The sequence below is a fragment of the Pseudoalteromonas sp. 1CM17D genome (genome assembly GCF_023161805.1).
Taxonomy (GTDB): Bacteria; Pseudomonadota; Gammaproteobacteria; order Enterobacterales; family Alteromonadaceae; genus Pseudoalteromonas; species Pseudoalteromonas atlantica.
In genome coordinates this window covers 305316-325997 of record NZ_JALNTP010000004.1, presented here as the reverse complement: position 1 = coordinate 325997, position 20682 = coordinate 305316, and the positions used below count along the sequence as shown (strand labels likewise).

The window sequence follows — 20682 nt, the reverse complement described above, 5'->3', positions numbered from 1 at the left end:
GTAACTGCTTAATATATTAGTACTGTAAAAATAGCGCCTGATCAGCCTTTTGTCAGCTTAGTTTTATATTATTTTTTATCTTCTAAGTGCTTTTGCTCTTATGGTTTAAGGCAATTCGTGTTTTTTTAATTCATCGGTATACTAGCGCCATTGTTTTAACTGGTTTTAGTCATGATAAAAATCGATCTCATGCTTGCAGAGCAACCATTAACGCTAATGGTATCTGGGCATAAAATAGTACAAATATTTCATAATCAACAGGCCATAAGCTTTGCAACACCCAAAGAGCATTACGCCGAATTTACTTTAGATAATAAGCAAATAGGGATTGATAGCTCACATGTTCATGAGCAGTCTTTATCGTTATTTGTTGATGGTGTGTTTGCTACTGAACTAGCTTTACCTGCGCCGGTAAATAGCCAGCCCAAAAAAGGCTTTTTAGGGCTAGCGGCACTGGGCTTTAAATTATTTAAAAGTGCAAAAGTAATTAAGGTGGCGCTGGCAGGTGCATCGGTTGCCGGCTATGCTTGGCTATTTAGCATTGAATTTGCACTAATGCTAATTGCCTGTTTAGTGGTACATGAATACGGACACGTTAGAGCCATGAAATACTTTGGCATAAAAACCAAGGGTATTTACCTTATTCCTTTTGTAGGCGGATTGGCTGTAAGTGACGATAAAATAACAACACGTTGGCAAGATGTAGTTATATCCCTCATGGGGCCAGCGTTTGGTTTATTTACCTCAGTGCTGGGTGTGGTTTTATATTACGCCACCGAAATGGACATATTTGCCGGTGTTGCAGTACTCAGTGCCTTATTGAATTTGTTTAACCTTTTGCCTATTTTACCGCTTGATGGCGGCCATGTACTAAAAAGTATCAGCTTTTCAATGCGCTCTTGGGTCGGTTTAAGTGTGTGTTTACTCGGTGTGTTATTTGGCTTATGGCTTAGTTATACATTTGGTTTAATGTTACTGGTATTCTTTTTGTTTGTGGGCGCACTGGAAATCGTATTTGAATGGCGCGGTCGACATTACTCGCATTTATTGCCGCTTGATAAATACGGCCAAGGTTTTTCAGCCGCTATGTACGCTATTGTAGTTGCAGGCCATGTGGCAGTGATGATGCACTTTGCAGATTCAGAAAACCCAATACTTAGCCTGCCGATGACGATTTTATCGAGCTAATCGCTATACGCGCAGTATACCTAAATACTGCGCGTTATTAAGGGTTAGTAAAAGCTCAGCACTAGCGATATAAATACCCCCGTTACAAATAACTGCACAACACAAAACCCCATAATGTCTTTTGCTTTTAACCCTGCAATGGCTAATACCGGTAAAGCCCAAAAGGGTTGAATTAAATTGGTCCACGCATCACCCCAGGCAACCGCCATAGCAACGCGTGATATATCGGCGCCCAGCTCTTGCGCTGCTGGTATAACAATAGGTGCTTGTACTGCCCATTGGCCGCCACCAGAAGGTACAAACATATTAACAAGCCCTGCACTTATAAAGCTAAAAAATGGCAGGCTATCGGCATCAGCAACAGCTATAAAACCACGCGATATTTGTTGTGCTAAACCGCTGTCGACCATCACAGCCATAATACCTGCGTAAAACGGAAATTGAATGACAATACCCGCACCGCTAGGAATTGCTTGTTGCAAGCTATTAAGCAAGTTATGGGGTGTTTGGTGCAAGGTAATGGCTAAAAACAAAAACACAGCAATAATACTGTTTAGGTTTAGGCTACCGCCTGCAACTATAAAGTAATACGCCAAATAGCAAAGGCCAAGTAAACCAATCGAAATGCCAAGCAGCTTTGTGTGTTCTAAATGCTGAGCAGGGCGAGTAATTTTTTCATGTGCGGGCTGGGGCTCTTTAATAAGTGCTGGGTCTACATACACGCTGTTTTTATCACTGGGTAGCATGTAGCGGTTAACCAACGGCATAATAATAAATAAGCCAATTAATATTGCTATGTTAAAACCAGCAAACAGGGTTTGCTCGGTACTAATTATGCCAATGCTATTTTGTGAAAAGTGCCCTTCGGTAGCAATCGTAAGCGGAATTGAGCCTGCTAAGCCGCCATGCCACACCACAAAGCCAGAATAAGCACTGGCAACTAATAGGCGGTAATCGACCTGTGTTTGCCTAGCAATTGCTTTGGCAAATAAAGCCCCAATAACTAAGCCAAACCCCCAATTAAGCCAGCTGGCTAATAGCGAAATAAGCGTGACTAAAATAATCGCTTTTGGCGCAGAATTAGCAAGCGCCGCCAGTTTGTTTAATAACGAATTGATTATAGGCGTGCTTGCTAGCATGTAACCTGTAATCAGCACTAATAGCATTTGCATGGCAAAGCTAAGCAGGTTCCAAAAACCACTCCCCCATGCGTTAATAACTTCAATATGTGTTGCGGGGGTAAAAATACTGGCAGAGAGTAAAGTAATTAAGCTCAGCAATATGACAAATATAAAAGGGTCGGGTAAGTAGCGCTCTACTAATTTGGTAAACGGTGTGGCAATTTTATTAAGCATAATGTGTCTGTGTGTTTTTTAGTCTTATTATAATTAATCATGCTCTTAGCACATTAGCAAACCCGCATTTAGTCTTATATTTTAGGGCCTGAGTATCTTATAGGTTGAACAAAATTTAATCCTAAAAGGGTAACAGGTCTTACTTAAAGGCTTAAACGTTGCTTAAAAGCATGGCTTACAGTAACGTACTGTTTATAGATAATTTACTAACAAAGATTTTGTATCATGCCGGTAATATTTAAGAGGCTAGCGCTACTTGTTCGTGCTCATATCGATCAGCTGAGCTGGCAAGCCGTGGTGCTTGCAATACTTGCTCATATGTTAGTGACTTGGGGGCTGCTATTTATTGCAAATGAGCAAGCGCTTACCTCGTTTACGACCTTTTTTTACTACTACACAGTAACTACCTCAACAGTGGGTTACGGCGATTTTAGCCCAACCAGCGAGCTGGGACGTTGGGTTGTGGCTTTAATACAAATTCCATTTGGATTAGCTTTATTTGGCGTTCTGTTAGGAAAAACAGGGCAAACAGTGACTTACTTAATTAGGCGCGCTATGACTGGTGATAAAAACTTTGCTCACAGTAACAACCACATTATTATTTTTGGTTGGCACGATACCCGAACAAAAAAAATGATTGATTATATCCTTGCCGATACCAAACGTACCGACCGCCGTATTTTGTTGGCGGTGACCGAGCAAATGGATCACCCATTTTTAACTAATGAAAATGTCGACTTTGCCCGCCTAACAAGTTTTACCGATTTAGAAGAACTTGAGCGCGTAGCTATTAGCCGTGCCGACAAAGTTATTATTGATGGGCAAGATGACGACCAAACATTTACAACGGCACTGCGTATTAGCCGTTTAGTTAAAGATGAGTGCCATATTAGCGCGCACTTTTTAGATGAAACCAAGGTCGATATGTTGCTTGAGCATTGTCAAAATGTAGAGTGTAGTAGCGCTAAGTCGGCTGAGATTTTAGTACGCTCAATGCAAGACCCAGGCTCGAGTCGAGTACAAGAAGAGCTATTATCTACATTGCACGGCGACACGCAGTTTAGCCTAGCTATTCCAAGTGAATGCGAAGAGATGGAGTTTGGTACTTTATTTCATCATTTTAAGCATGACTATAATGCTATTTTGTTAGGGGTGGCGCATAACTTAAGTGCACAAAATATGGATTTAAATCCGCCACTTGATTACAAGGTAAATGCGGGCGATATCCTGCACTACATTGCCCTTGAACGTGTGCTAACAAATGAAGTAGATTGGCAAAGCTTGGCCAAATAACCAAGGCTTAGGTTAAATAATGAATGAAGTAGTATTTTTAATAATTATTTTAAGCGCTTATATATTACCCGTGGTGATAGTGGTTAATAGTAAGCGCACCCAAGGCCACGAAAAAAACGGCTGGTTATTAGGCGTAATTATTTTTTCGTGGCTGGGGCTTTTTATGTATTTTACGATTGTGCCCAAGCATGGTCACAAAAAAAGAAAGAAGAATAAACCGTCATAGGTCTATTCTAGCTGCTTGAGTTTGTGCTCAACCAGCGGGTCATCTGGCACTATTTGTTGGGCAACTTCTAATAACTGAATAGCATCATTTGGGTGTTCATCTTGATGTTTAAGTGCGACATCTATTAACGGCTGAATATCTATTTTAGCCTGATGTTCTTGCACATGTACTTCTTTTTCATCTGCTAAAATCTGATGTGCTGTACTTAATAATGCCAAGCGGTGAGGCGAAGTCGCATTTGCCTTATTTAGGCTTTGATAATACTCTTCTTTTAAGCGCAAGGTTTTGGTTTGCAAACGAAACTGCGCTATATCAATCTGCTGGTGGCGTATAAAATCAACAGCCACTTGTTTGTAAAAGCCAAACTTAGTGAGGTAGCTTGCGTGGGTACCGTGGCCCATGCCAAACACTCTTAAATGAGTCAGTTGTGGGTACCGCTTAGCATGTAGGCGGTCTATTTTATTGGTGGGGTCATAAATTATATACCCCTTAGCATGGCCTAAATCGAGGTCGTTATACTCACTTTGCCAATCAAATTGCTGCGCAAGCTCTGTGCTGGAGCGGGTGTCCCACGGAACTGTTTCGGTGTTTTTGGTGCTAACAGGATGAAAAAATAAAACCTGATCTAATTTAAGTAATTTTGCAAACGCACCAACAGCAAAACCACCGCGACTAAGGCCATAGCCTAAGCGGCACTTAAACGGTGTAAGTAAGCTTGATAACTGCTCCAAAAAAAAGATTAAATTACGGCTTCTAAACCAATTGCTTTTGCCTAAATGTTGGAACGAAATAACATTAACTTTTTGTTTTTGCGCTAAGTGATAGCCCCAAGGGGCAAAATCATCGGTTAGGTCATGTTCTTGGACGTTGGTCCCCGCGGGGGAAAAAGTAAAAAGCAGGGGCTTATTTAAATCAACAAAGTCGTATTTTACATACACATCGCCGAGTAGGTCGCCGCCACACATAGGCAGCTTAGTTTGTTGTTCATCACGGCAAAGCGTTAACCATTCATCTAACCAATACAGTAGTTTCATTAATCCCCCAATTATAACTCGCGGGGGATCGTATCAAACACGGCCAAATGAGGTCAAACATAGCCAAGCTTTAGCCCGTTAATGATTAGCTACTATTACAGCTTGATATTTGCTTAATGAGCTTAATTGCTCATGGCTATTATTTGCTCCCAGTCGTTTTGTGTGACTGGCATTACCGAAAGGCGGCCTGCTTTTTTAAGGGCTAACTCGGTAATAGCCTCGTTTGCTTTAATGTCTTTTAAGCTAACGCGTTTGTTTAAATGGCTTTTATAGGTTACTTCAACTACAAACCAGCGTGGCTTGTCGGGCGTAGCTTTCGCATCGTAATAGTCACTATTTAAATCAAACTGAGTTGGGTCGGGGTAGGCTTCTTTAGTAACAGTGGCTATACCCACAACGCCTACTTGTTTGCAGCTAGAGTGGTAAATAAATACTAAGTCACCCAATTTTATATCGTCACGCATAAAGTTACGTGCCTGATAATTACGCACGCCTTCCCACAGAGTGGTTTGTTGCGGCACTGTTTTTAAATCATCAATCGAAAAAGCATCGGGCTCAGTTTTAAATAGCCAATAATTCATAGCGTTACTCATTTAGTTAGATTTACATAGCTGCATTGTATAGTATCATTAGCTTATCTGGGGATTGAGAGAACAGCAAATGAGCCAAGTATTAGATGATTTATTATCGTTATTGTCACTTGAAGAAATTGAACAAGGTTTATATCGTGGGCAAAGCCAAGATCTAGGGTTTAGAGCGGTATTTGGTGGTCAAGTAATGGGGCAGGCGCTGTCTGCTGCAAAAGAAACGCTACCAAAAGGACGTGTTGTTCATTCATTACACTCTTACTTTTTACGCCCCGGCGACGCCGCAAAACCGATTGTTTACGACGTAGAAACCATCCGCGATGGTAAAAGCTTTAGCACCCGCCGAGTAAGCGCTATACAATACGGTAAACCTATTTTTTATATGACTGCGTCGTTTCAGGGTGAAGAAGAAGGCTTATCGCATCAAGCAACCATGCCTAATGTACCGCCACCAGAGGAGCTTCGCTCGTCGCTTGAGTTTTATCAAGAAAACGCCCACCACATACCCGAGGTGATCCGTAATAAGTTTATACGCGAAATGCCCATTGAAATGCGCCCGGTTACTTTTCATAACCCGTTTAAGCCAGAGGTTATTGAGCCCGTAAAGCACATTTGGATTAAAGCCAATGGCGATATGCCCGACGATCAACGCATTCATAATTACTTATTAGCGTATGCCTCTGACTTTGAGTTTTTACCTACGGCATTACAGCCCCATGGCGTATCGTTTATGCAGCCAAATATGCAAGTGGCAACGATTGACCATGCTATGTGGTTCCACCGCCCATTTAGAATGGACGATTGGATTTTATATACCATAGACAGCCCAAGTGCTAGTTCTGGGCGAGGCTTGGTAAGAGGCCAGTTTTTTGACCGCCAAGGTAATTTAGTCGCATCAACGATTCAAGAAGGGGTGATGCGCCAGCGTTAATTTGATTAGACTTGCTGGCAATAGACTGGCTGTTAAGCGCAAATTAGCAGTGCTTTCGCTAAAGGTTTTGCCAAGAGATAAGCGCCTCTATGTAGCATTGTTGTTCAATAACTAAACGTACAAAAAAGCCTCAACATGTTAAATGTTGAGGCTTTTTTAATGGTGTTTAATTAAAGCTTAAATTATAGCAGCACGGCTAATTACATTGATCTTGCACTATGTCGCTAACCGATTGCCATATACGTGCGGGTAATAAGGTTTTTAAGTACATGTATATTTCACACAGTTGTGTACTACCGTGAATACCATTCTCACCTTCAGTAATTAGCAGCTCACCGCGTAAATTATCAATAAAGCTTACCAGTACTTTTTTATCAAAAAACTCCGGGGTTTTAATGCCGTGTAAGGTGCCTAAACGGTTTGCCAGTACTTGGCTTTCACGTTCCAGTTCGGCTTTTTCAATTCCGTTACTGGTTTGAATAAAGCCCACAACAATAGCATAACGTTGCAACGTAAAGCTAAGCGACCTTCCTAGCATTTCAAGTTTGGCTAACGAATCATTCGTGTTAGTAACATGAATGGTATCGCCATCAAGCTCAATTAAGTTTTGATCGCTAAAGTTAGCCAAAATACGGCTTATGTAGTTTTCATCTAGCGGCTGTAAATACCATTCTTTTGCAAACAGAGGATAAAAAGCCGAAACAAGCTTTTGGCATTGCTCAACCGTACTACTGTGTTGCTTAAATAAGTGCAAAGCAATAAGGCTTGGCACAGCAAATAAGTGCAAAATATTATTACGATAATAGTTAAACAGGGTTTTTTCTTTATCGTTAATTGCAATAATTTCGCCAAATTCATCGCTAATAACATCAAACTTATTAAGCTTAATGGCGTGCGTTAATAGTTGCTCTGGTGTTTCATCGGGGGCAGTGACTTTATCGCTATAGCTTGCATCGCGTTGTAGGCGTAAGTAAAAATCTAGTTGCGCTAATAGCTTAGGCTTACTTAACGCGTGTTTGTCGTTAACTAGCAAAATCATAGCCAGTAAATTCACAGCGTTAAGTGCTGCGGCATTATTAATTTTTACCATTACTTGGTCGGCCAATGCGGCTACTTGAGGGCCTAGCCATTGCGGCTTTTGCACATCGGTAGGGTGTATTGCATCGCGCCAATCAGGTTGGTTGTCGTTTAAGTATTGGTTTATAGAAATAGGGTCGCCAAAATTTAAGTAACCACGGCCGTAATTTTTAAGGTTTTTAATGGCTTTAAAAATACCAAAAATGGACTCGCCTTTTTTATCTTTACCGGCAAGCTCTTTTAAGTAGGTATTGATTTCCATTACATGTTCATAGCCAATGTATACCGGCACAATAGAAACCGGGCGGTCTATGCCGCGTAGCATTGCTTGCAATGTCATGGCGAGCATACCGGTTTTTGGCGGTAGTAATCGGCCTGTACGGCTGCGCCCGCCTTCAGTGTAAAACTTAACTGAGTAACCTTTAATAAATAGCTGGCTTAAATACTCTTTAAATACGGCTGAGTAAAGTTTATTACCGGCAAACGAGCGGCGGATAAAAAACGCCCCTGAGCGGCGAAAAATACCACCGGCAGGGAAAAAGTTAAGATTAATGCCTGCGGCAATATGCGGCGGCACCAAACCTTGATGGTATATAGCATAGGTAAGTAACAAGTAATCCATGTGGCTGCGATGACACGGCATATAGATTATCTCGTGACCCTTATTTGTTAGCTCATGAATCTGCTCGGTGTATTTTATATCTATACCGTTATAAAGCTTAGTCCACAGCCACGTTAAAATTCTGTCGCCTACACGTATCATTGCCTCAGAGTAATTAGCGGCAATTTCATCTAGTAGTTTTAACGCGTTTTGGCGGGCTTCTGTTTGGCTTATTCCTTTTGACTTTGCTTCATCTTGAATTGCTTTTTTTATTGTCGGCGAAGCCAAAAGCGAGTTAAATAATTGCTCGCGCGAGGGCATTTTAGGGCCCGTAGCGGCCAGTTTTTGACGTTTAAAGTGCACCCGAGCAACTCGTAATAGTTTTTGTGGTAGCTCATTTACGTCGGCTTTTTCGTTCACGATAAGTGATAAATCGAGTGGTTGGCTAAAGCGAATAAAGTTATCGCGCCCAGAAAACAGCACAACAAAGAATTTTCTAAACCAACTAGGTGTAAGAGAGTGGGTAATTAAGGTACGAATACCTGGTTTTTCTTTACCTGGGTCGCGCCCCCATAAAATAGTTACCGGCACCACTTGTACATTCTTTTGCCCGCTATTTAATAAATGCTCAACTATTTGCTTACCCTGTGATAAAGCGGCGGTTGGTTTCGCGGTATCGCCAAATAAAGGCGGCGGATTTTTAATACCAATAAAGCGTGCCAGCTCTTGGTTTCCTAACGTTTGATATTCGCATGGGTTAGGCAAACCATGCTTTTTACATACATTAGTAAGCGCAGCTAAATCGAAACGCGAATTTAAACGTACTATATAAAAAGTAGGGTGTTCAGGATTAAGGTCATATTGCTCTATAGGGCTTTGGGGAAGGACCTTACTTTTTACCAAAACACGGCTTACGCAGCTAGTAAGAAAATTCAAACAATAATTTAATAAACGCATCGACTCACCATATTGAGAGTATTAAAAGCAAAATTAGCGCATAGGATACCATAATATCTATAAAATCCTGTAATTTGCGTAATCGGTTAAATTATAAACATAAGACTAATTTGGCGCTGAGCAGTTCAATTATAGCTATAAATAACCAGTGGCGGTTATTTGGGCAGCCTTACACCCGTAATTAATTTGCAATTAGTTGTTGCATTTATCACCAATATCACTATAATACGCAGGCTTTCAAGATTCCTCTGGAACTTGAAGGGATAAATTAAGCTTGGATTTCAAGCTAATAAACAGGAGTTCCGATTTGGAACTCATCGTAGATATAAATCAACAACCGGCATCTTAATTATTAAGATTGTTTCGGTCGTTTTTTTATGCTCTTTAAATGCTCTTTATATTGAGGTTTAAGAATGTCAAATCAACGCATTCGTATTCGCCTAAAAGCTTTTGACCACCGTTTGATTGACCAATCAACGGCGGAAATCGTGGAAACTGCGAAACGCACAGGCGCACAAGTACGTGGTCCAATCCCACTACCTACACGCTTTGAACGTTTTACTGTACTAACTTCACCGCACGTAAACAAAGATGCGCGTGATCAGTACGAGATCCGCACCCATAAACGTCTGATCGACATCGTAGAACCAACTGACAAGACTGTTGACGCATTAATGCGTTTAGATCTTGCTGCTGGTGTTGATGTTCAAATCAGCCTGGGTTAATCGAAAGATTAGAGAGGTTATAGGAAAATGGCATTAGGTCTAGTCGGTCGTAAAGTGGGTATGACACGTATCTTCACTGAAGATGGTGTATCTATCCCTGTGACAGTTATCGAAGCGACTCCTAACCGCATTGCTCAGATCAAATCTGACGCAACAGACGGTTATAACGCGCTTCAAGTAACCGCAGGCACTAAAAAAGCAAGCCGTGTAAACAAAGCAGCAGCGGGTCATTTCGCTAAAGCTGGTGTTGAAGCGGGTCGCGGTCTGTGGGAATTCCGCCTAAATGGTGGTGAAGGCGATTTTGAAGTAGGCGCTGAGCTTACTGTTGAATTATTCAACGAAATCAACAAAGTTGACGTAACCGGTACTTCTAAAGGTAAAGGTTTCCAAGGTGGTGTTAAGCGCTGGAATTTCAGCATGCAAGACGCTACTCACGGTAACTCTCTATCTCACCGTGCTCCTGGTTCAATCGGTCAAAACCAATCACCTGGTAAGGTGTTTAAAGGTAAGAAAATGGCCGGTCATATGGGTGCTGAGCGTGTAACGACTCAAAACTTAGAACTAGTTCGCGTTGACGCTGAGCGTAACTTGCTTTTAGTTAAAGGTGCAGTACCTGGCGCTATCGGCGGTGACGTTATCGTTAAACCAGCTGTTAAAGCATAAGTCCTGGAGATTTAGTGATGGAATTAGCAATTAAAGACGCTTCTGGCGCTCTTGAAGTTTCTGAAGCTACTTTTGGACGTGAGTTTAACGAAGCATTAGTACACCAAGTAGTTGTTGCATACGCAGCAGGTGCTCGTCAAGGTACTCGTGCTCAGAAGACACGTTCTGAAGTAAGCGGTGGTGGTAAAAAACCATGGGCTCAAAAAGGTACTGGCCGTGCACGTGCTGGTACAATCCGTAGTCCAATTTGGCGTTCAGGTGGCGTTAGCTTCGCAGCTAAACCACAAGACCACAGCCAAAAAGTAAACCGTAAAATGTACCGCGGTGCGATCAAAAGCATCTTATCTGAATTAGTTCGTCAAGAGCGTTTAATCGTTGTTGAAAGCTTTGGTCTTGAAGCACCAAAGACTAAAGAACTAGTTTCTAAGCTTAAAGAACTTGAGCTTAAAGATGTTCTTATCGTGACTGAAGAAGTAGATGAAAATCTTTTCTTATCGGCACGTAACCTGTACAAGGTTGACACGCGTGATGTAGCTGGTATCGATCCTGTAAGCTTAATTGCTTTCGACAAGGTACTTATTACAGCTGCTGCTGTTAAGCAACTTGAGGAGGCGCTAGCATGATCCGTGAAGAACGTCTTTTAAAAGTGATCCTTGCTCCACATATCTCTGAAAAAAGCACAATTGCTGCTGAAGAAAACAATACTATTGTTTTTAAAGTAACAAATGACGCAACTAAAGCTGAAATTAAAGCAGCAGTTGAGAAGCTTTTTGAAGTAGAAGTAACGGGTGTTCGCACACTTAACGTTAAGGGTAAAACAAAACGTACTGGCATGCGTTTCGGTCGTCGTAGCGACTGGAAGAAAGCTTACGTTACTCTTAAAGAAGGTAGCGAGCTAGACTTTGTCGGCGGCGCCGAGTAATAAGGGGAGTTAGAATTATGGCACTTCAAAAGTGTAAACCAACTTCTGCGGGTCGTCGTCACCTAGTTAAAGTGGTTAACCCAGATTTACATAAGGGTAAACCTTACGCACCACTATTAGAGAAAAACTCTAAATCAGGTGGTCGTAATAACAATGGTCGTATTACGGTTCGTCATATCGGTGGTGGTCATAAGCATCATTACCGTTTAATCGATTTTAAACGTACTAAAGATGGCATTCCAGCCACTGTTGAGCGTTTGGAATATGATCCAAACCGTAGCGCAAACATCGCTCTTGTATTATATGCAGACGGTGAGCGTCGTTACATTATCGCACCTAAAGGCTTAAAAGCTGGCGATGCAATCCAGTCTGGTGTTGATGCACCAATCAAGCCTGGTAATGCATTACCTATGCGTAACATGCCTGTAGGTTCGACTGTTCACAACGTAGAATTAAAACCAGGTAAAGGTGCTCAAATCGCACGTTCTGCTGGTGCATACGTTCAAATCCTTGCGCGTGATGGTCAATACGTAACATTACGTCTTCGTTCTGGCGAAGTACGTAAAGTACAATCTGATTGTCGTGCAACGCTAGGTGAAGTAGGCAATGCTGAGCATATGCTTCGTTCACTTGGTAAAGCAGGTGCAAATCGCTGGCGTGGTATTCGTCCGACAGTTCGTGGTGTTGCCATGAACCCGGTAGATCACCCACACGGTGGTGGTGAAGGTCGTACATCTGGTGGTCGTCATCCTGTGTCTCCATGGGGTAAGCCTACTAAAGGTGCTAAGACGCGTAAGAACAAGCGTACGGATAAATTTATAGTACGTCGTCGTACTAAGTAATATTGAGGAATAGCCATGCCACGCTCTCTCAAGAAGGGTCCTTTTATAGACCTACACTTGCTGAAGAAGGTAGAGAAAGCTTTGGAAAGCGGTGAAAAGAAGCCAATTAAAACTTGGAGCCGTCGTTCAATGATCATACCTAACATGATCGGATTGACCATTGCTGTCCATAATGGTCGCCAGCATGTACCAGTTTTCGTTTCTGACGAAATGATCGGTCACAAACTAGGTGAATTTGCACCAACTCGCACTTACCGTGGCCATGCCGCGGATAAGAAAGCGAAGAAACGCTAAGAGGGGAATGATAAATGCAAGCATTAGCTAAACATAAATTCGCCTCTGGTTCGGCGCAAAAAGCTCGTCTAGTTGCAGATCAGATCCGCGGACTACCTGTCGATCGCGCTCTAGAAATCCTGGCGTACAGCCCGAAAAAAGCGGCTGTATTAGTTAAAAAAGTACTTGAGTCTGCTATTGCTAACGCAGAGCATAACGAAGGTGCTGACATTGATGAGCTTCGTGTAACTACGATTTTTGTGGACGATGGTCCTACAATGAAACGTATTATGCCACGTGCTAAAGGACGCGCAGACCGCATCCTTAAGCGTACAAGCCACATCACTGTTGTGGTTTCAGATAGCTAGGAGTATAAGTAATGGGACAAAAAGTTCATCCTACTGGTATTCGCCTAGGTATATCTAAACCTTGGGTTTCTACCTGGTACGCGAGTTCTAAAGATTTCTCTGATCAGCTTTTTGGCGATCACAAAGTACGTACTTTCCTTACAAAGGAATTAAAAGCGGCTTCTGTGTCTAAAATCGTTATTGAGCGTCCAGCAAAATCGATCCGCGTAACAATTCACACGGCTCGTCCGGGTGTTGTTATCGGTAAAAAAGGCGAAGACGTTGAAAAGCTACGTCAAGCGGTAACTAAGATCGCAGGTGTACCTGCTCAGATTAATATTTCTGAAGTACGTAAACCAGAGTTAGATGCACAACTAGTAGCAGACGGCATTGCCTCTCAGCTAGAGCGTCGTGTTATGTTCCGTCGCGCTATGAAGCGTTCGGTACAAAATGCAATGCGCATCGGTTCTAAAGGGATCAAAGTTGAAGTTAGCGGTCGTCTTGGCGGCGCAGAAATCGCACGTTCAGAATGGTATCGTGAAGGTCGTGTACCTCTACATACTCTTCGTGCTGATATCGACTACGCAACTTCTGAAGCCTTAACCACTTATGGTATCATTGGTGTTAAAGTTTGGATCTTCAAAGGCGAAGTTATTGGTGGTTTACCACTAGTACAAGAGCAAGAGAAGCCAGCTAAACGCGCACCAAAGAAAGCCAAGAAAAGTGCTAAGTAGAGGTAGCGAGTAATGTTACAGCCAAAACGTACAAAATTCCGTAAAATGCACAAAGGCCGCAACCGCGGTTTAGCGCAAAACGGTAACAAAGTAAGCTTCGGTACTTTCGGTTTGAAAGCTACTGGTCGTGGCCGCATGACTGCTCGTCAAATCGAAGCAGCTCGTCGTGCTATGACGCGTCACGTGAAACGTCAAGGTAAAATCTGGATCCGTGTCTTCCCTGACAAGCCGATCACAGAAAAGCCTCTTGAAGTTCGTATGGGTAAAGGTAAAGGTTCTGTTGAATATTGGGTTGCTGAAATTCAGCCTGGTAAAGTACTTTACGAAATGGAAGGTGTTTCTGAAGAGCTTGCTCGTGAAGCGTTTGACCTTGCAGCTCGTAAACTGCCATTCAAAACAACTTTCGTAACTCGGACGGTAATGTGATGAAAGCAAGCGAACTAAAAGACAAAAGCGTAGAAGAGCTAAATGCTGAACTTCTGGGACTTCTTCGTGAGCAGTTTAACCTGCGCATGCAAGCAAGCACTGGTCAGTTAGCTCAGACACACACGCTAAGAACAGTACGTCGCGATATCGCGCGTGTAAAAACAATTATTAACCAGAAGGCAGGTCAATAATGAGCGATAAAATTCGTACTCTTCAAGGCCGTGTAGTAAGCGACAAGATGGAAAAATCTTTCACTGTTGCTATCGCACGTTACGTGAAGCACCCAATCTATGGGAAATTCATCAAACGTACTACTAAGCTACACGTACATGACGAAAACAACACAGCAAAAGCGGGTGACGTAGTTACTATCCGTGAATGCGCACCAATTTCTAAGAATAAATCTTGGACTTTAGTAGACGTTGTTTCTAGTCCAAAACAAGCTTAATTTTTAAATTAAGTAAGTTTTGTAAAAAAGCCCTGGCATTAGCCGGGGCTTTTTGTTTGCGTTTAAAAAAGCTGTAAGTTTGAAGCTTTCAGTCCTCAGCTGCTCGCAGTGAAGTGAAGCGCCGTAGCTTGGGTTGAGACTAGAGCACTTGAAAAAAAAGCACGCCACGAATACGTAATAGTCCTAATACTAATCGAAAATAATACCAATCGTGTTAATTTATTAGGCATTTATAGCGACAGATAAAAATTTCTGATGTACGACTGTATAGATGTTTGAGGTAGAGTAATACTGGAGTAATTGCCAAGAACAACTAAATAACAGCTCTATAATTTACCAAACCTATGCCTTTGCGAGAGTAAAGCTGCAGCAATAGATATTAATATGCACACGGCAGAGCCTACCACTAAGAAGCGGTTCTCGATTCGACTGACTTGTCTTTCTCCTACAATTTGATAGGTCACATCCCCCTCAATAAAGCGTTCGCCTTGGTATTGCTGAGTGACGTTAAAGGCTAAAAAGTCACCTAGCTTTGCTTGATAGGTAAAGTAGGTTTGTGGATAAAAAATTTCATATGTTGCACACAACCAGGCTATCAGCCCACACATAAATAAAGCCAAGCTCATAATTAAAGTGATGTTTGAGGGCTTATGTATCGCTGAGCTTATAGGTAGGCATTTATCAATACAGCCTTCGCCATAGCAAAGTTTAAGCTTTTCAATTACCTCAGTTGAGGGGATAAACTGTCCATTTTCAAGCTTTGAAAGGTACGACTGTTGAATTCCAATTTCACGCGCTGCATAAGCCTGAGTCCACTTTTTATTTGCTCTAAGGCGTTTTAACTCCATTCCTAACGCTTGCATACCCTCTGCTCTTATTTGATTAGTTAAGCGTTTTATTATCGCTAAAATTAGTATTTATAAATAGTCTAAAAGCGTATATTCATGCTTATTAATATAAAGAATATTATGAATATTAATAGCTTATATTCAATTTAACAAAATATAAGGTATGCTCAATTCGATTTTAATAAGGAGATATAATATGCCGAATAAATTTACTAGCGCTATTTTAGTGCTTATCAGTTCACTGTTTTTTATAAACCCCAGTTACGCAGAGCCTGTTTTTGCAATTAAGGCCAGTATTTATAAATTACAGAATGAGATTACCGTAGATAGTAAAATAGAGCAGGCTTTAAAAAATCTAAGCCCTACGCATCAACCTCAGCTACTCACGCTATTAAATAAAAGTGCAATGATAGAAATTGGTGATGATACGCAAATGACGGCGCTTGAAGTAAAGCCTAACGCAGAGGGGTCGCACTTTAACGCTAGTTTGAAGCTAAAAGAGCAGGTTGATGGCAAGTGGGAATCTATTTCTTCCTTTATGCCGCAAATCCCAAATGGGCAAACAGTGTATTTAAGCCGCACCTTTACAGATAAAGTATGGCTGATAAAAATTACAGGTAAACGCTACGAATCAATAGAGCGTGCAGAGCAGGCCTTAAATCAAAAGTAACGCCTGTTAATTTACCGTACAGTGTGTGGCTGCAAAAAAAGTTTAATATAAGTTTGCTGGTAAAGTGTGGCGGGCACGTTAGTATGCGCTAATAAAGGTACAAGGAGCGTAGTATGGCTAAGCAAACAGTGTTAATTATAGGTAATGGCCCCGTAGAAAAGGATGTAAGTAAAGCTCTAAATAGCTTTGATAGAGTGGTGCGCTTTAATATGTGTGCAAACATGCCTGCATACTTAGGCCGTAAATGTACTGATTTATGGCTAGTAGGAAGAGGTAAGCAAGGCGCAATGCTCTGCGCAGCGTTTCCAGATATAGATATAACGCAGCTGAAAAATGTCATGATCACTGATCCAAAACCTAACTTATTTACTCAACCTTTTTATAAGCTAATTAACCGCAGGGGCTGTATTGACCATGGCGATGAAATAATACGTAAATATAGCCCGCATGCAAACGTGAGTCGAATCGCCCAGCACGATAAAACAGCATTATTAAAACACTTATATACGTTTGGTAAACCTGCTTTTAAAGCTAAAACACCCAGTTCGGGAATGTTAGCCATTGAGCACTTTTTAAAGCAGCAAGCACAGGTGTATATTATCGGTTTTGGTTTTAAGGGCTGGAAGCGTCATCCGTGGGATTTAGAAAAGCAGTATGTAGCGTCACTTATTGCTAAACAAAAAGTACAGTTATTAAAAAGCCCCAGTTAATGCTGGGGCTAAAAAGTTATAACCAAGCTATTACCAAATCATCTCAACAAATTCAGGGTGATCGATATACGGGTTACGATTACCTTGAAACTCATAAGCTGCTTGGTTACGGTCAAGCTCCATTTGGCTAACAGGGTCGGCGTTATGCCAGTTAAGTAGCATAGCTACCACCCAATTTTCGAATACTTGATTGCTTGTGCCATTAAGGACTGCATTACTGGCAGTTGTGTTATTTTGCCACGAGCCTATTACATTCTCGTAGCGGGTTGCCATGTAAAAATAAGCGCGGGCAAAGTCACCTTTAAACTCATCAATTGGCTCAAACACCGTACCTGAGTAATTAATAGAGCTTGCTGCTGAACCGACTTTACTACCGTTTGTTGATGTAAATGATGCACTAGCCACTTCACCAAAAGGGTAGTTACTACGTTTTGAGTTTACATAACCGTCGGTTGCATAAATGTGATGCACGTCTGAATTCATTGGCTCATTTGTGCCGCCAAACCAGCTTTTAGGGAACGAATGCTCGCGGTTATAGCAATCTGCTTCACTGTTATAAGTACCACACTGATCGCTCACCGCGGTGTAAGTATAGCTGTCGCTACCATTTGGCTTTTCACTATACATATCTAAAATACTGTTATCGTTTTCAAAGTATTTATCGCGTGCTGAAGAATCGTAAAAGTTCCAAATAGCCGAGTAACCTTGCGAGCTGTGATTTTTGATAATGTTATAAAGCTCAGTTTTTAATGCATAGCCAGATAGACCCTGAGTTGTTACGTAATAACCTGTTGGTGTAGGGTTAGTGCCACCGCCAGTATCACCGCCAGAACCATCGCCTAATTCAAAAGTTGTACTATCTGTGTTATTAAAACTTGCGCCACTGGCAAGTGTGGTGCTGCCTTGAGTGAGCGCATAATTACCATTACCTACGTTACAGCACATACCGTCGCCATAGCTGTCACTTATAACGAGGGTGTATGCGCCATCAGTTAAACAGAGTTGCTCATTATATTGTGTGTTAGAGGCATAACCACTACCACTGGCTACGCTGCTACCTTGGCTGTTGTTAACCACCCAGCTGGTTTCGCTGCCGTAGTTATCGGTATTAAGGGTTAAAGTAAGGCTATGGTCGTTACAGCTGCCTGAAGCGCCGCCGTCTGTATTAGGCAAAAAATTATCTACATAAACGGTTTCATTGCCATCAAAGCCGCTCATATCGTAAAAACGTAAACCAACATTAATGGTTTTATTACTGGTAGGCGTATAACTGTGGCTAATTGTTTGCCACTGGTTAGTTTGCGCTTGGTTAGAGTACCCTTGGTAGCCATCTACATACAGGCGGGCTCTTATGCTTCCTTCAGTGTGATATACATCCACTGAGAAATCATATGTTTTGCCAGCCTCCACACTAACTTGTTGTAATAAGTCGGTATTGCTTTGCGAGCCGGTGGTCACATTAATAGCCGCCGCGCTGTTTGCGTTATTTACGATACTGGTTGAGCGCGATACATTAATACCGCTATCAATTGTGGTCCACGCGTCAGGCGTATTGCCTGTCCACTGCTCAAAGCCGCCATTTGCGACATTGGCCATTGCTGGGGTGGCGGCAATCAGTAATGCCGTGCTAAGTAACTTATTTTTGTATGTCCCGTGTGACATGATTGTTCCTATTTTTTATAGTTGAGTAAATAACATACACTATCTGCACAAGGTTACAAATTTGTTAAATACAAAATTAATAAAATAGCAATAATAAGCCTTTAAGCTGTTTTTGAAGGTCTTTATATAAATTAATAACTAAATGGAATAACAAAGCAGATTCTATTCTTTTTTTCTCACCGCATAGCCCGCTATCCTGCACACTAATAAAACCTCAGCAGAGTTACTCTGGGTGAGGTAAAACTCATTTTGAACAGCGCACCATGTGGGCTGTATGTAATTTTCAGGGTTATGGGGAACAAATTCATGTTGTTAGGTCAACTTAACGCAGCGGCAAGCCCGCTATCGCAAGAGCAAGTACAAAAGCTGCAAGGCTTAGTAGCAGAACTTAATCCGATTCAGCAAGCGTGGGTAAGTGGTTACTTAGCTGCAAATGCTAATTCTGCGGCTCTTGGTGGGCAAGCGCCTACAGCGGCTGCAAGCGATGCTGCGCCACTTACTATTTTGTATGGTTCGCAAACAGGTAATGCAAAAGGTGTGGCGACTAAGCTTAAAGAGCAAGCTGAGTCGCGCGGTTTAGCTGTAAAACTTGTGAGCATGTCTGACTACAAACCTACAGCCCTGAAAAAAGAAAAGTTTTTAACCGTTGTTGTATCTACCTACGGTGAAGGTGAGCCACCTGAAGATGCTGAAACACTGTATGAATTTTTAACTACCAAAAAAGCACCTAAGTTAGATGGCGTTAAAGTCGCGGTACTGGGTTTAGGCGACTCTAGCTATGAGTTTTTCTGCCAAACAGCAAAAGACTTTGAAGAGCGTTTAAACAAACTTGGCGCAGAAACTATTTTCCAACGTGCCGACCTAGATGTTGATTACGATGATGAAGCAGCCACTTGGATCACCGGTGCACTTGATGCATTCGAACCTGATTTAAAAGCGCAGCAAGATGCTGCTGACGGCCAAGTTGTATCAATGCCATTTGGCGCGCCAACAGCGGCAGCAAGCCAATACACTAAGCAAAACCCATTTGCGGCAGAGCTTGTTACCGTACAAAAAATTACAGGGCGCGATTCTACTAAAGATGTACGCCATGTTGAGATTTCGCTTGAAGGCTCAGACATCACCTACTTACCTGGTGATTCATTAGGCGTGTACTTTTTAAATGATGAAGTCCGCGTAGATGAGCTACTAACACACACGCAAATCGATCCAAGCACACTTGTAAAAGTGGGCGAAGAGTCACTGCCTATTCGCGATGCATTAATCGAAAAGTTAGAGCTTACTCAGTCATACCCAGGCTTTGTAGAAAAATACGCAGTTGCAACGGGCACGCCAGAGCTACTAAAGCTTGTAGAAGATAAAGCCGCGATGCGTGAGTACATTGAGCCTCGTCAAATTTTTGATGTAGTGGCACAAAATCCTGCAAAAATAGACGCACAAACCTTAGTTGATTGCCTACGTAAACTACAAGCGCGCTTATACTCAATCGCTTCAAGCCAAAGCGAGGTTGAAGAGGAAGTGCACTTAACGGTAGGTTTAGTTGAGTTTGACGCCTTTGGCAGCGAACATTTAGGTGGCTGCTCTGGTTATTTAGCACGCCGTGCTGAAGAAGGGTGTAAAGTTAAAGTATTTAGTGAGCACAACGACAACTTCCGTTTACCTAGCGATGATAATACCCCCATTATTATGGTTGGCCCAGGTACTGGTATTGCGCCATTCCGTGCATTTTTACAAGAGCGTGACTCGCGAGAAGCACAAGGCAAAAATTGGCTGTTTTTCGGTAACCCACACTTTACACAAGACTTCTTGTATCAAGTAGAAATTCAGGGTTATTTAAAATCAGGCCTATTAAGCAAAGTTGACGTTGCATTTAGCCGTGACCAAGCCGAAAAAGTATACGTACAAGACAAGCTACGCAAAAACTCAAAAGAAATTTTTGAGTGGCTAGAAGCAGGTGCGCATTTTTATGTATGTGGTGATGCAAACCGCATGGCAAAAGATGTACACAACGCCTTAGTTGATATCATCAGCGAAAACACCGGTAAAAGCTACGAAGACGCAGAGCAATATTTAAAAGACTTACGTAGCGCTAACCGCTATCAGAAAGACGTGTATTAATCACGTTTCTTATTTTATTAACAGCTAGCAGCCGTCACTGTAACA

The 20682-nt window shown here is 42.0% G+C and carries 24 protein-coding genes; 18 read left to right on the top strand and 6 right to left on the bottom strand.

The window, feature by feature from the left end:
• Nucleotides 1–171: 171 nt before the first annotated feature.
• Nucleotides 172–1188: a site-2 protease family protein gene (locus MSC25_RS10200; RefSeq protein WP_055255150.1), complete on the top strand. Its 1017-nt coding sequence runs from the start codon at nt 172–174 to the stop codon at nt 1186–1188.
• Nucleotides 1189–1232: 44 nt separating this feature from the next.
• On the opposite strand, the gene MSC25_RS10195 is transcribed toward MSC25_RS10200, so the two are convergent.
• A complete protein-coding gene (locus MSC25_RS10195) occupies nt 1233–2543 on the bottom strand; it encodes a TIGR00366 family protein (RefSeq protein ID WP_248443315.1) in 1311 nt (436 codons plus the stop codon).
• Between the two features lie 225 nt (nt 2544–2768).
• On the opposite strand from MSC25_RS10195, the gene MSC25_RS10190 reads away from it, so the two are divergent.
• On the top strand, nt 2769–3836 hold the full coding sequence (locus tag MSC25_RS10190) for a potassium channel family protein (protein WP_024031979.1): 1068 nt from the start codon (nt 2769–2771) through the stop codon (nt 3834–3836).
• A gap of 19 nt (nt 3837–3855) precedes the next feature.
• Entirely contained in the window at nt 3856–4062 is a 207-nt protein-coding gene (locus MSC25_RS10185; protein ID WP_004588680.1) for a hypothetical protein, read from the top strand.
• 2 nt (nt 4063–4064) lie between these two features.
• Here MSC25_RS10185 and MSC25_RS10180 read toward each other — a convergent pair whose 3' ends face one another.
• Together MSC25_RS10180 and MSC25_RS10175 are read right to left on the bottom strand one after the other, a co-directional pair.
• Nucleotides 4065–5096, bottom strand: coding sequence for a cytosolic protein (locus tag MSC25_RS10180; RefSeq protein ID WP_248443314.1), 1032 nt, complete (start codon nt 5094–5096; stop codon nt 4065–4067).
• 122 nt (nt 5097–5218) lie between these two features.
• Nucleotides 5219–5677 (bottom strand): EVE domain-containing protein, encoded by a 459-nt coding sequence (locus MSC25_RS10175; protein ID WP_248443313.1) that lies wholly within the window; start codon nt 5675–5677, stop codon nt 5219–5221.
• 79 nt (nt 5678–5756) lie between these two features.
• On the opposite strand from MSC25_RS10175, the gene tesB reads away from it, so the two are divergent.
• Entirely contained in the window at nt 5757–6614 is an 858-nt protein-coding gene (gene tesB, locus MSC25_RS10170; protein ID WP_004588683.1) for an acyl-CoA thioesterase II, read from the top strand.
• Between the two features lie 196 nt (nt 6615–6810).
• Here tesB and plsB read toward each other — a convergent pair whose 3' ends face one another.
• Nucleotides 6811–9249, bottom strand: a complete 2439-nt coding sequence (plsB, locus tag MSC25_RS10165; RefSeq protein WP_029773518.1) for a glycerol-3-phosphate 1-O-acyltransferase PlsB — start codon at nt 9247–9249, stop codon at nt 6811–6813.
• Nucleotides 9250–9662: 413 nt separating this feature from the next.
• Here plsB and rpsJ point away from each other — a divergent pair, with 413 nt between their 5' ends.
• The 11 genes from rpsJ to rpsQ are packed head-to-tail and all read left to right on the top strand — an operon-like array spanning nt 9663 to nt 14629.
• On the top strand, nt 9663–9974 hold the full coding sequence (gene rpsJ / locus MSC25_RS10160; RefSeq protein WP_002957900.1) for a 30S ribosomal protein S10: 312 nt from the start codon (nt 9663–9665) through the stop codon (nt 9972–9974).
• A gap of 27 nt (nt 9975–10001) precedes the next feature.
• Nucleotides 10002–10637, top strand: a complete 636-nt coding sequence (gene rplC / locus MSC25_RS10155; RefSeq protein ID WP_004588685.1) for a 50S ribosomal protein L3 — start codon at nt 10002–10004, stop codon at nt 10635–10637.
• A gap of 17 nt (nt 10638–10654) precedes the next feature.
• Entirely contained in the window at nt 10655–11260 is a 606-nt protein-coding gene (gene rplD / locus MSC25_RS10150; RefSeq protein ID WP_004588686.1) for a 50S ribosomal protein L4, read from the top strand.
• Nucleotides 11257–11559 carry a 50S ribosomal protein L23 gene (rplW, locus tag MSC25_RS10145; RefSeq protein ID WP_004588687.1) on the top strand — a complete coding sequence of 101 codons (303 nt, stop codon included), beginning with the start codon at nt 11257–11259 and terminating at the stop codon, nt 11557–11559. The genes rplD and rplW overlap by 4 nt, the downstream gene beginning before the upstream one ends.
• A 17-nt stretch (nt 11560–11576) precedes the next feature.
• On the top strand, nt 11577–12401 hold the full coding sequence (gene rplB, locus MSC25_RS10140) for a 50S ribosomal protein L2 (RefSeq protein WP_004588688.1): 825 nt from the start codon (nt 11577–11579) through the stop codon (nt 12399–12401).
• 15 nt (nt 12402–12416) lie between these two features.
• Nucleotides 12417–12695 carry a 30S ribosomal protein S19 gene (rpsS, locus tag MSC25_RS10135; RefSeq protein ID WP_004588689.1) on the top strand — a complete coding sequence of 93 codons (279 nt, stop codon included), beginning with the start codon at nt 12417–12419 and terminating at the stop codon, nt 12693–12695.
• 14 nt (nt 12696–12709) lie between these two features.
• Entirely contained in the window at nt 12710–13042 is a 333-nt protein-coding gene (gene rplV / locus MSC25_RS10130) for a 50S ribosomal protein L22 (protein ID WP_004588690.1), read from the top strand.
• An 11-nt stretch (nt 13043–13053) separates the two neighbouring features.
• Complete coding sequence (gene rpsC, locus MSC25_RS10125) at nt 13054–13755, top strand: 30S ribosomal protein S3 (protein ID WP_004588691.1); 702 nt, start codon at nt 13054–13056, stop codon at nt 13753–13755.
• Nucleotides 13756–13767: 12 nt separating this feature from the next.
• A complete protein-coding gene (rplP, locus tag MSC25_RS10120; RefSeq protein ID WP_002957890.1) occupies nt 13768–14181 on the top strand; it encodes a 50S ribosomal protein L16 in 414 nt (137 codons plus the stop codon).
• Complete coding sequence (rpmC, locus tag MSC25_RS10115; RefSeq protein WP_004588692.1) at nt 14181–14372, top strand: 50S ribosomal protein L29; 192 nt, start codon at nt 14181–14183, stop codon at nt 14370–14372. Before rplP ends, rpmC begins: the two co-directional genes overlap by 1 nt.
• Nucleotides 14372–14629: a 30S ribosomal protein S17 gene (gene rpsQ, locus MSC25_RS10110; protein ID WP_004588693.1), complete on the top strand. Its 258-nt coding sequence runs from the start codon at nt 14372–14374 to the stop codon at nt 14627–14629. Before rpmC ends, rpsQ begins: the two co-directional genes overlap by 1 nt.
• Before the next feature lie 326 nt (nt 14630–14955).
• On the opposite strand, the gene MSC25_RS10105 is transcribed toward rpsQ, so the two are convergent.
• Nucleotides 14956–15492 (bottom strand): helix-turn-helix transcriptional regulator, encoded by a 537-nt coding sequence (locus tag MSC25_RS10105; RefSeq protein WP_248443312.1) that lies wholly within the window; start codon nt 15490–15492, stop codon nt 14956–14958.
• Nucleotides 15493–15673: 181 nt separating this feature from the next.
• On the opposite strand from MSC25_RS10105, the gene MSC25_RS10100 reads away from it, so the two are divergent.
• Nucleotides 15674–16147, top strand: a complete 474-nt coding sequence (locus MSC25_RS10100; protein ID WP_004588695.1) for a hypothetical protein — start codon at nt 15674–15676, stop codon at nt 16145–16147.
• 113 nt (nt 16148–16260) lie between these two features.
• Nucleotides 16261–16857 (top strand): hypothetical protein, encoded by a 597-nt coding sequence (locus MSC25_RS10095; RefSeq protein ID WP_248443311.1) that lies wholly within the window; start codon nt 16261–16263, stop codon nt 16855–16857.
• Between the two features lie 30 nt (nt 16858–16887).
• On the opposite strand, the gene MSC25_RS10090 is transcribed toward MSC25_RS10095, so the two are convergent.
• Nucleotides 16888–18519, bottom strand: coding sequence for an endonuclease (locus tag MSC25_RS10090; protein WP_024031988.1), 1632 nt, complete (start codon nt 18517–18519; stop codon nt 16888–16890).
• Between the two features lie 306 nt (nt 18520–18825).
• Here MSC25_RS10090 and MSC25_RS10085 point away from each other — a divergent pair, with 306 nt between their 5' ends.
• Nucleotides 18826–20637 (top strand): assimilatory sulfite reductase (NADPH) flavoprotein subunit, encoded by a 1812-nt coding sequence (locus MSC25_RS10085; protein WP_248443310.1) that lies wholly within the window; start codon nt 18826–18828, stop codon nt 20635–20637.
• Nucleotides 20638–20682: the final 45 nt, after the last annotated feature.

Excerpts from the sequence above, each read along its gene's own strand:
- MSC25_RS10200 (WP_055255150.1), top strand. The coding sequence starts at position 172 with ATGATAAAAATCGATCTCATGCTTGCAGAGCAACCATTAACGCTAATG.
- MSC25_RS10195 (WP_248443315.1), bottom strand. The coding sequence starts at position 2,543 with ATGCTTAATAAAATTGCCACACCGTTTACCAAATTAGTAGAGCGCTAC.
- MSC25_RS10190 (WP_024031979.1), top strand. The coding sequence starts at position 2,769 with ATGCCGGTAATATTTAAGAGGCTAGCGCTACTTGTTCGTGCTCATATC.
- MSC25_RS10185 (WP_004588680.1), top strand. The coding sequence starts at position 3,856 with ATGAATGAAGTAGTATTTTTAATAATTATTTTAAGCGCTTATATATTA.
- MSC25_RS10180 (WP_248443314.1), bottom strand. The coding sequence starts at position 5,096 with ATGAAACTACTGTATTGGTTAGATGAATGGTTAACGCTTTGCCGTGAT.
- MSC25_RS10175 (WP_248443313.1), bottom strand. The coding sequence starts at position 5,677 with ATGAATTATTGGCTATTTAAAACTGAGCCCGATGCTTTTTCGATTGAT.
- tesB (WP_004588683.1), top strand. The coding sequence starts at position 5,757 with ATGAGCCAAGTATTAGATGATTTATTATCGTTATTGTCACTTGAAGAA.
- plsB (WP_029773518.1), bottom strand. The coding sequence starts at position 9,249 with ATGCGTTTATTAAATTATTGTTTGAATTTTCTTACTAGCTGCGTAAGC.
- rpsJ (WP_002957900.1), top strand. The coding sequence starts at position 9,663 with ATGTCAAATCAACGCATTCGTATTCGCCTAAAAGCTTTTGACCACCGT.
- rplC (WP_004588685.1), top strand. The coding sequence starts at position 10,002 with ATGGCATTAGGTCTAGTCGGTCGTAAAGTGGGTATGACACGTATCTTC.
- rplD (WP_004588686.1), top strand. The coding sequence starts at position 10,655 with ATGGAATTAGCAATTAAAGACGCTTCTGGCGCTCTTGAAGTTTCTGAA.
- rplW (WP_004588687.1), top strand. The coding sequence starts at position 11,257 with ATGATCCGTGAAGAACGTCTTTTAAAAGTGATCCTTGCTCCACATATC.
- rplB (WP_004588688.1), top strand. The coding sequence starts at position 11,577 with ATGGCACTTCAAAAGTGTAAACCAACTTCTGCGGGTCGTCGTCACCTA.
- rpsS (WP_004588689.1), top strand. The coding sequence starts at position 12,417 with ATGCCACGCTCTCTCAAGAAGGGTCCTTTTATAGACCTACACTTGCTG.
- rplV (WP_004588690.1), top strand. The coding sequence starts at position 12,710 with ATGCAAGCATTAGCTAAACATAAATTCGCCTCTGGTTCGGCGCAAAAA.
- rpsC (WP_004588691.1), top strand. The coding sequence starts at position 13,054 with ATGGGACAAAAAGTTCATCCTACTGGTATTCGCCTAGGTATATCTAAA.
- rplP (WP_002957890.1), top strand. The coding sequence starts at position 13,768 with ATGTTACAGCCAAAACGTACAAAATTCCGTAAAATGCACAAAGGCCGC.
- rpmC (WP_004588692.1), top strand. The coding sequence starts at position 14,181 with ATGAAAGCAAGCGAACTAAAAGACAAAAGCGTAGAAGAGCTAAATGCT.
- rpsQ (WP_004588693.1), top strand. The coding sequence starts at position 14,372 with ATGAGCGATAAAATTCGTACTCTTCAAGGCCGTGTAGTAAGCGACAAG.
- MSC25_RS10105 (WP_248443312.1), bottom strand. The coding sequence starts at position 15,492 with ATGCAAGCGTTAGGAATGGAGTTAAAACGCCTTAGAGCAAATAAAAAG.
- MSC25_RS10100 (WP_004588695.1), top strand. The coding sequence starts at position 15,674 with ATGCCGAATAAATTTACTAGCGCTATTTTAGTGCTTATCAGTTCACTG.
- MSC25_RS10095 (WP_248443311.1), top strand. The coding sequence starts at position 16,261 with ATGGCTAAGCAAACAGTGTTAATTATAGGTAATGGCCCCGTAGAAAAG.
- MSC25_RS10090 (WP_024031988.1), bottom strand. The coding sequence starts at position 18,519 with ATGTCACACGGGACATACAAAAATAAGTTACTTAGCACGGCATTACTG.
- MSC25_RS10085 (WP_248443310.1), top strand. The coding sequence starts at position 18,826 with ATGTTGTTAGGTCAACTTAACGCAGCGGCAAGCCCGCTATCGCAAGAG.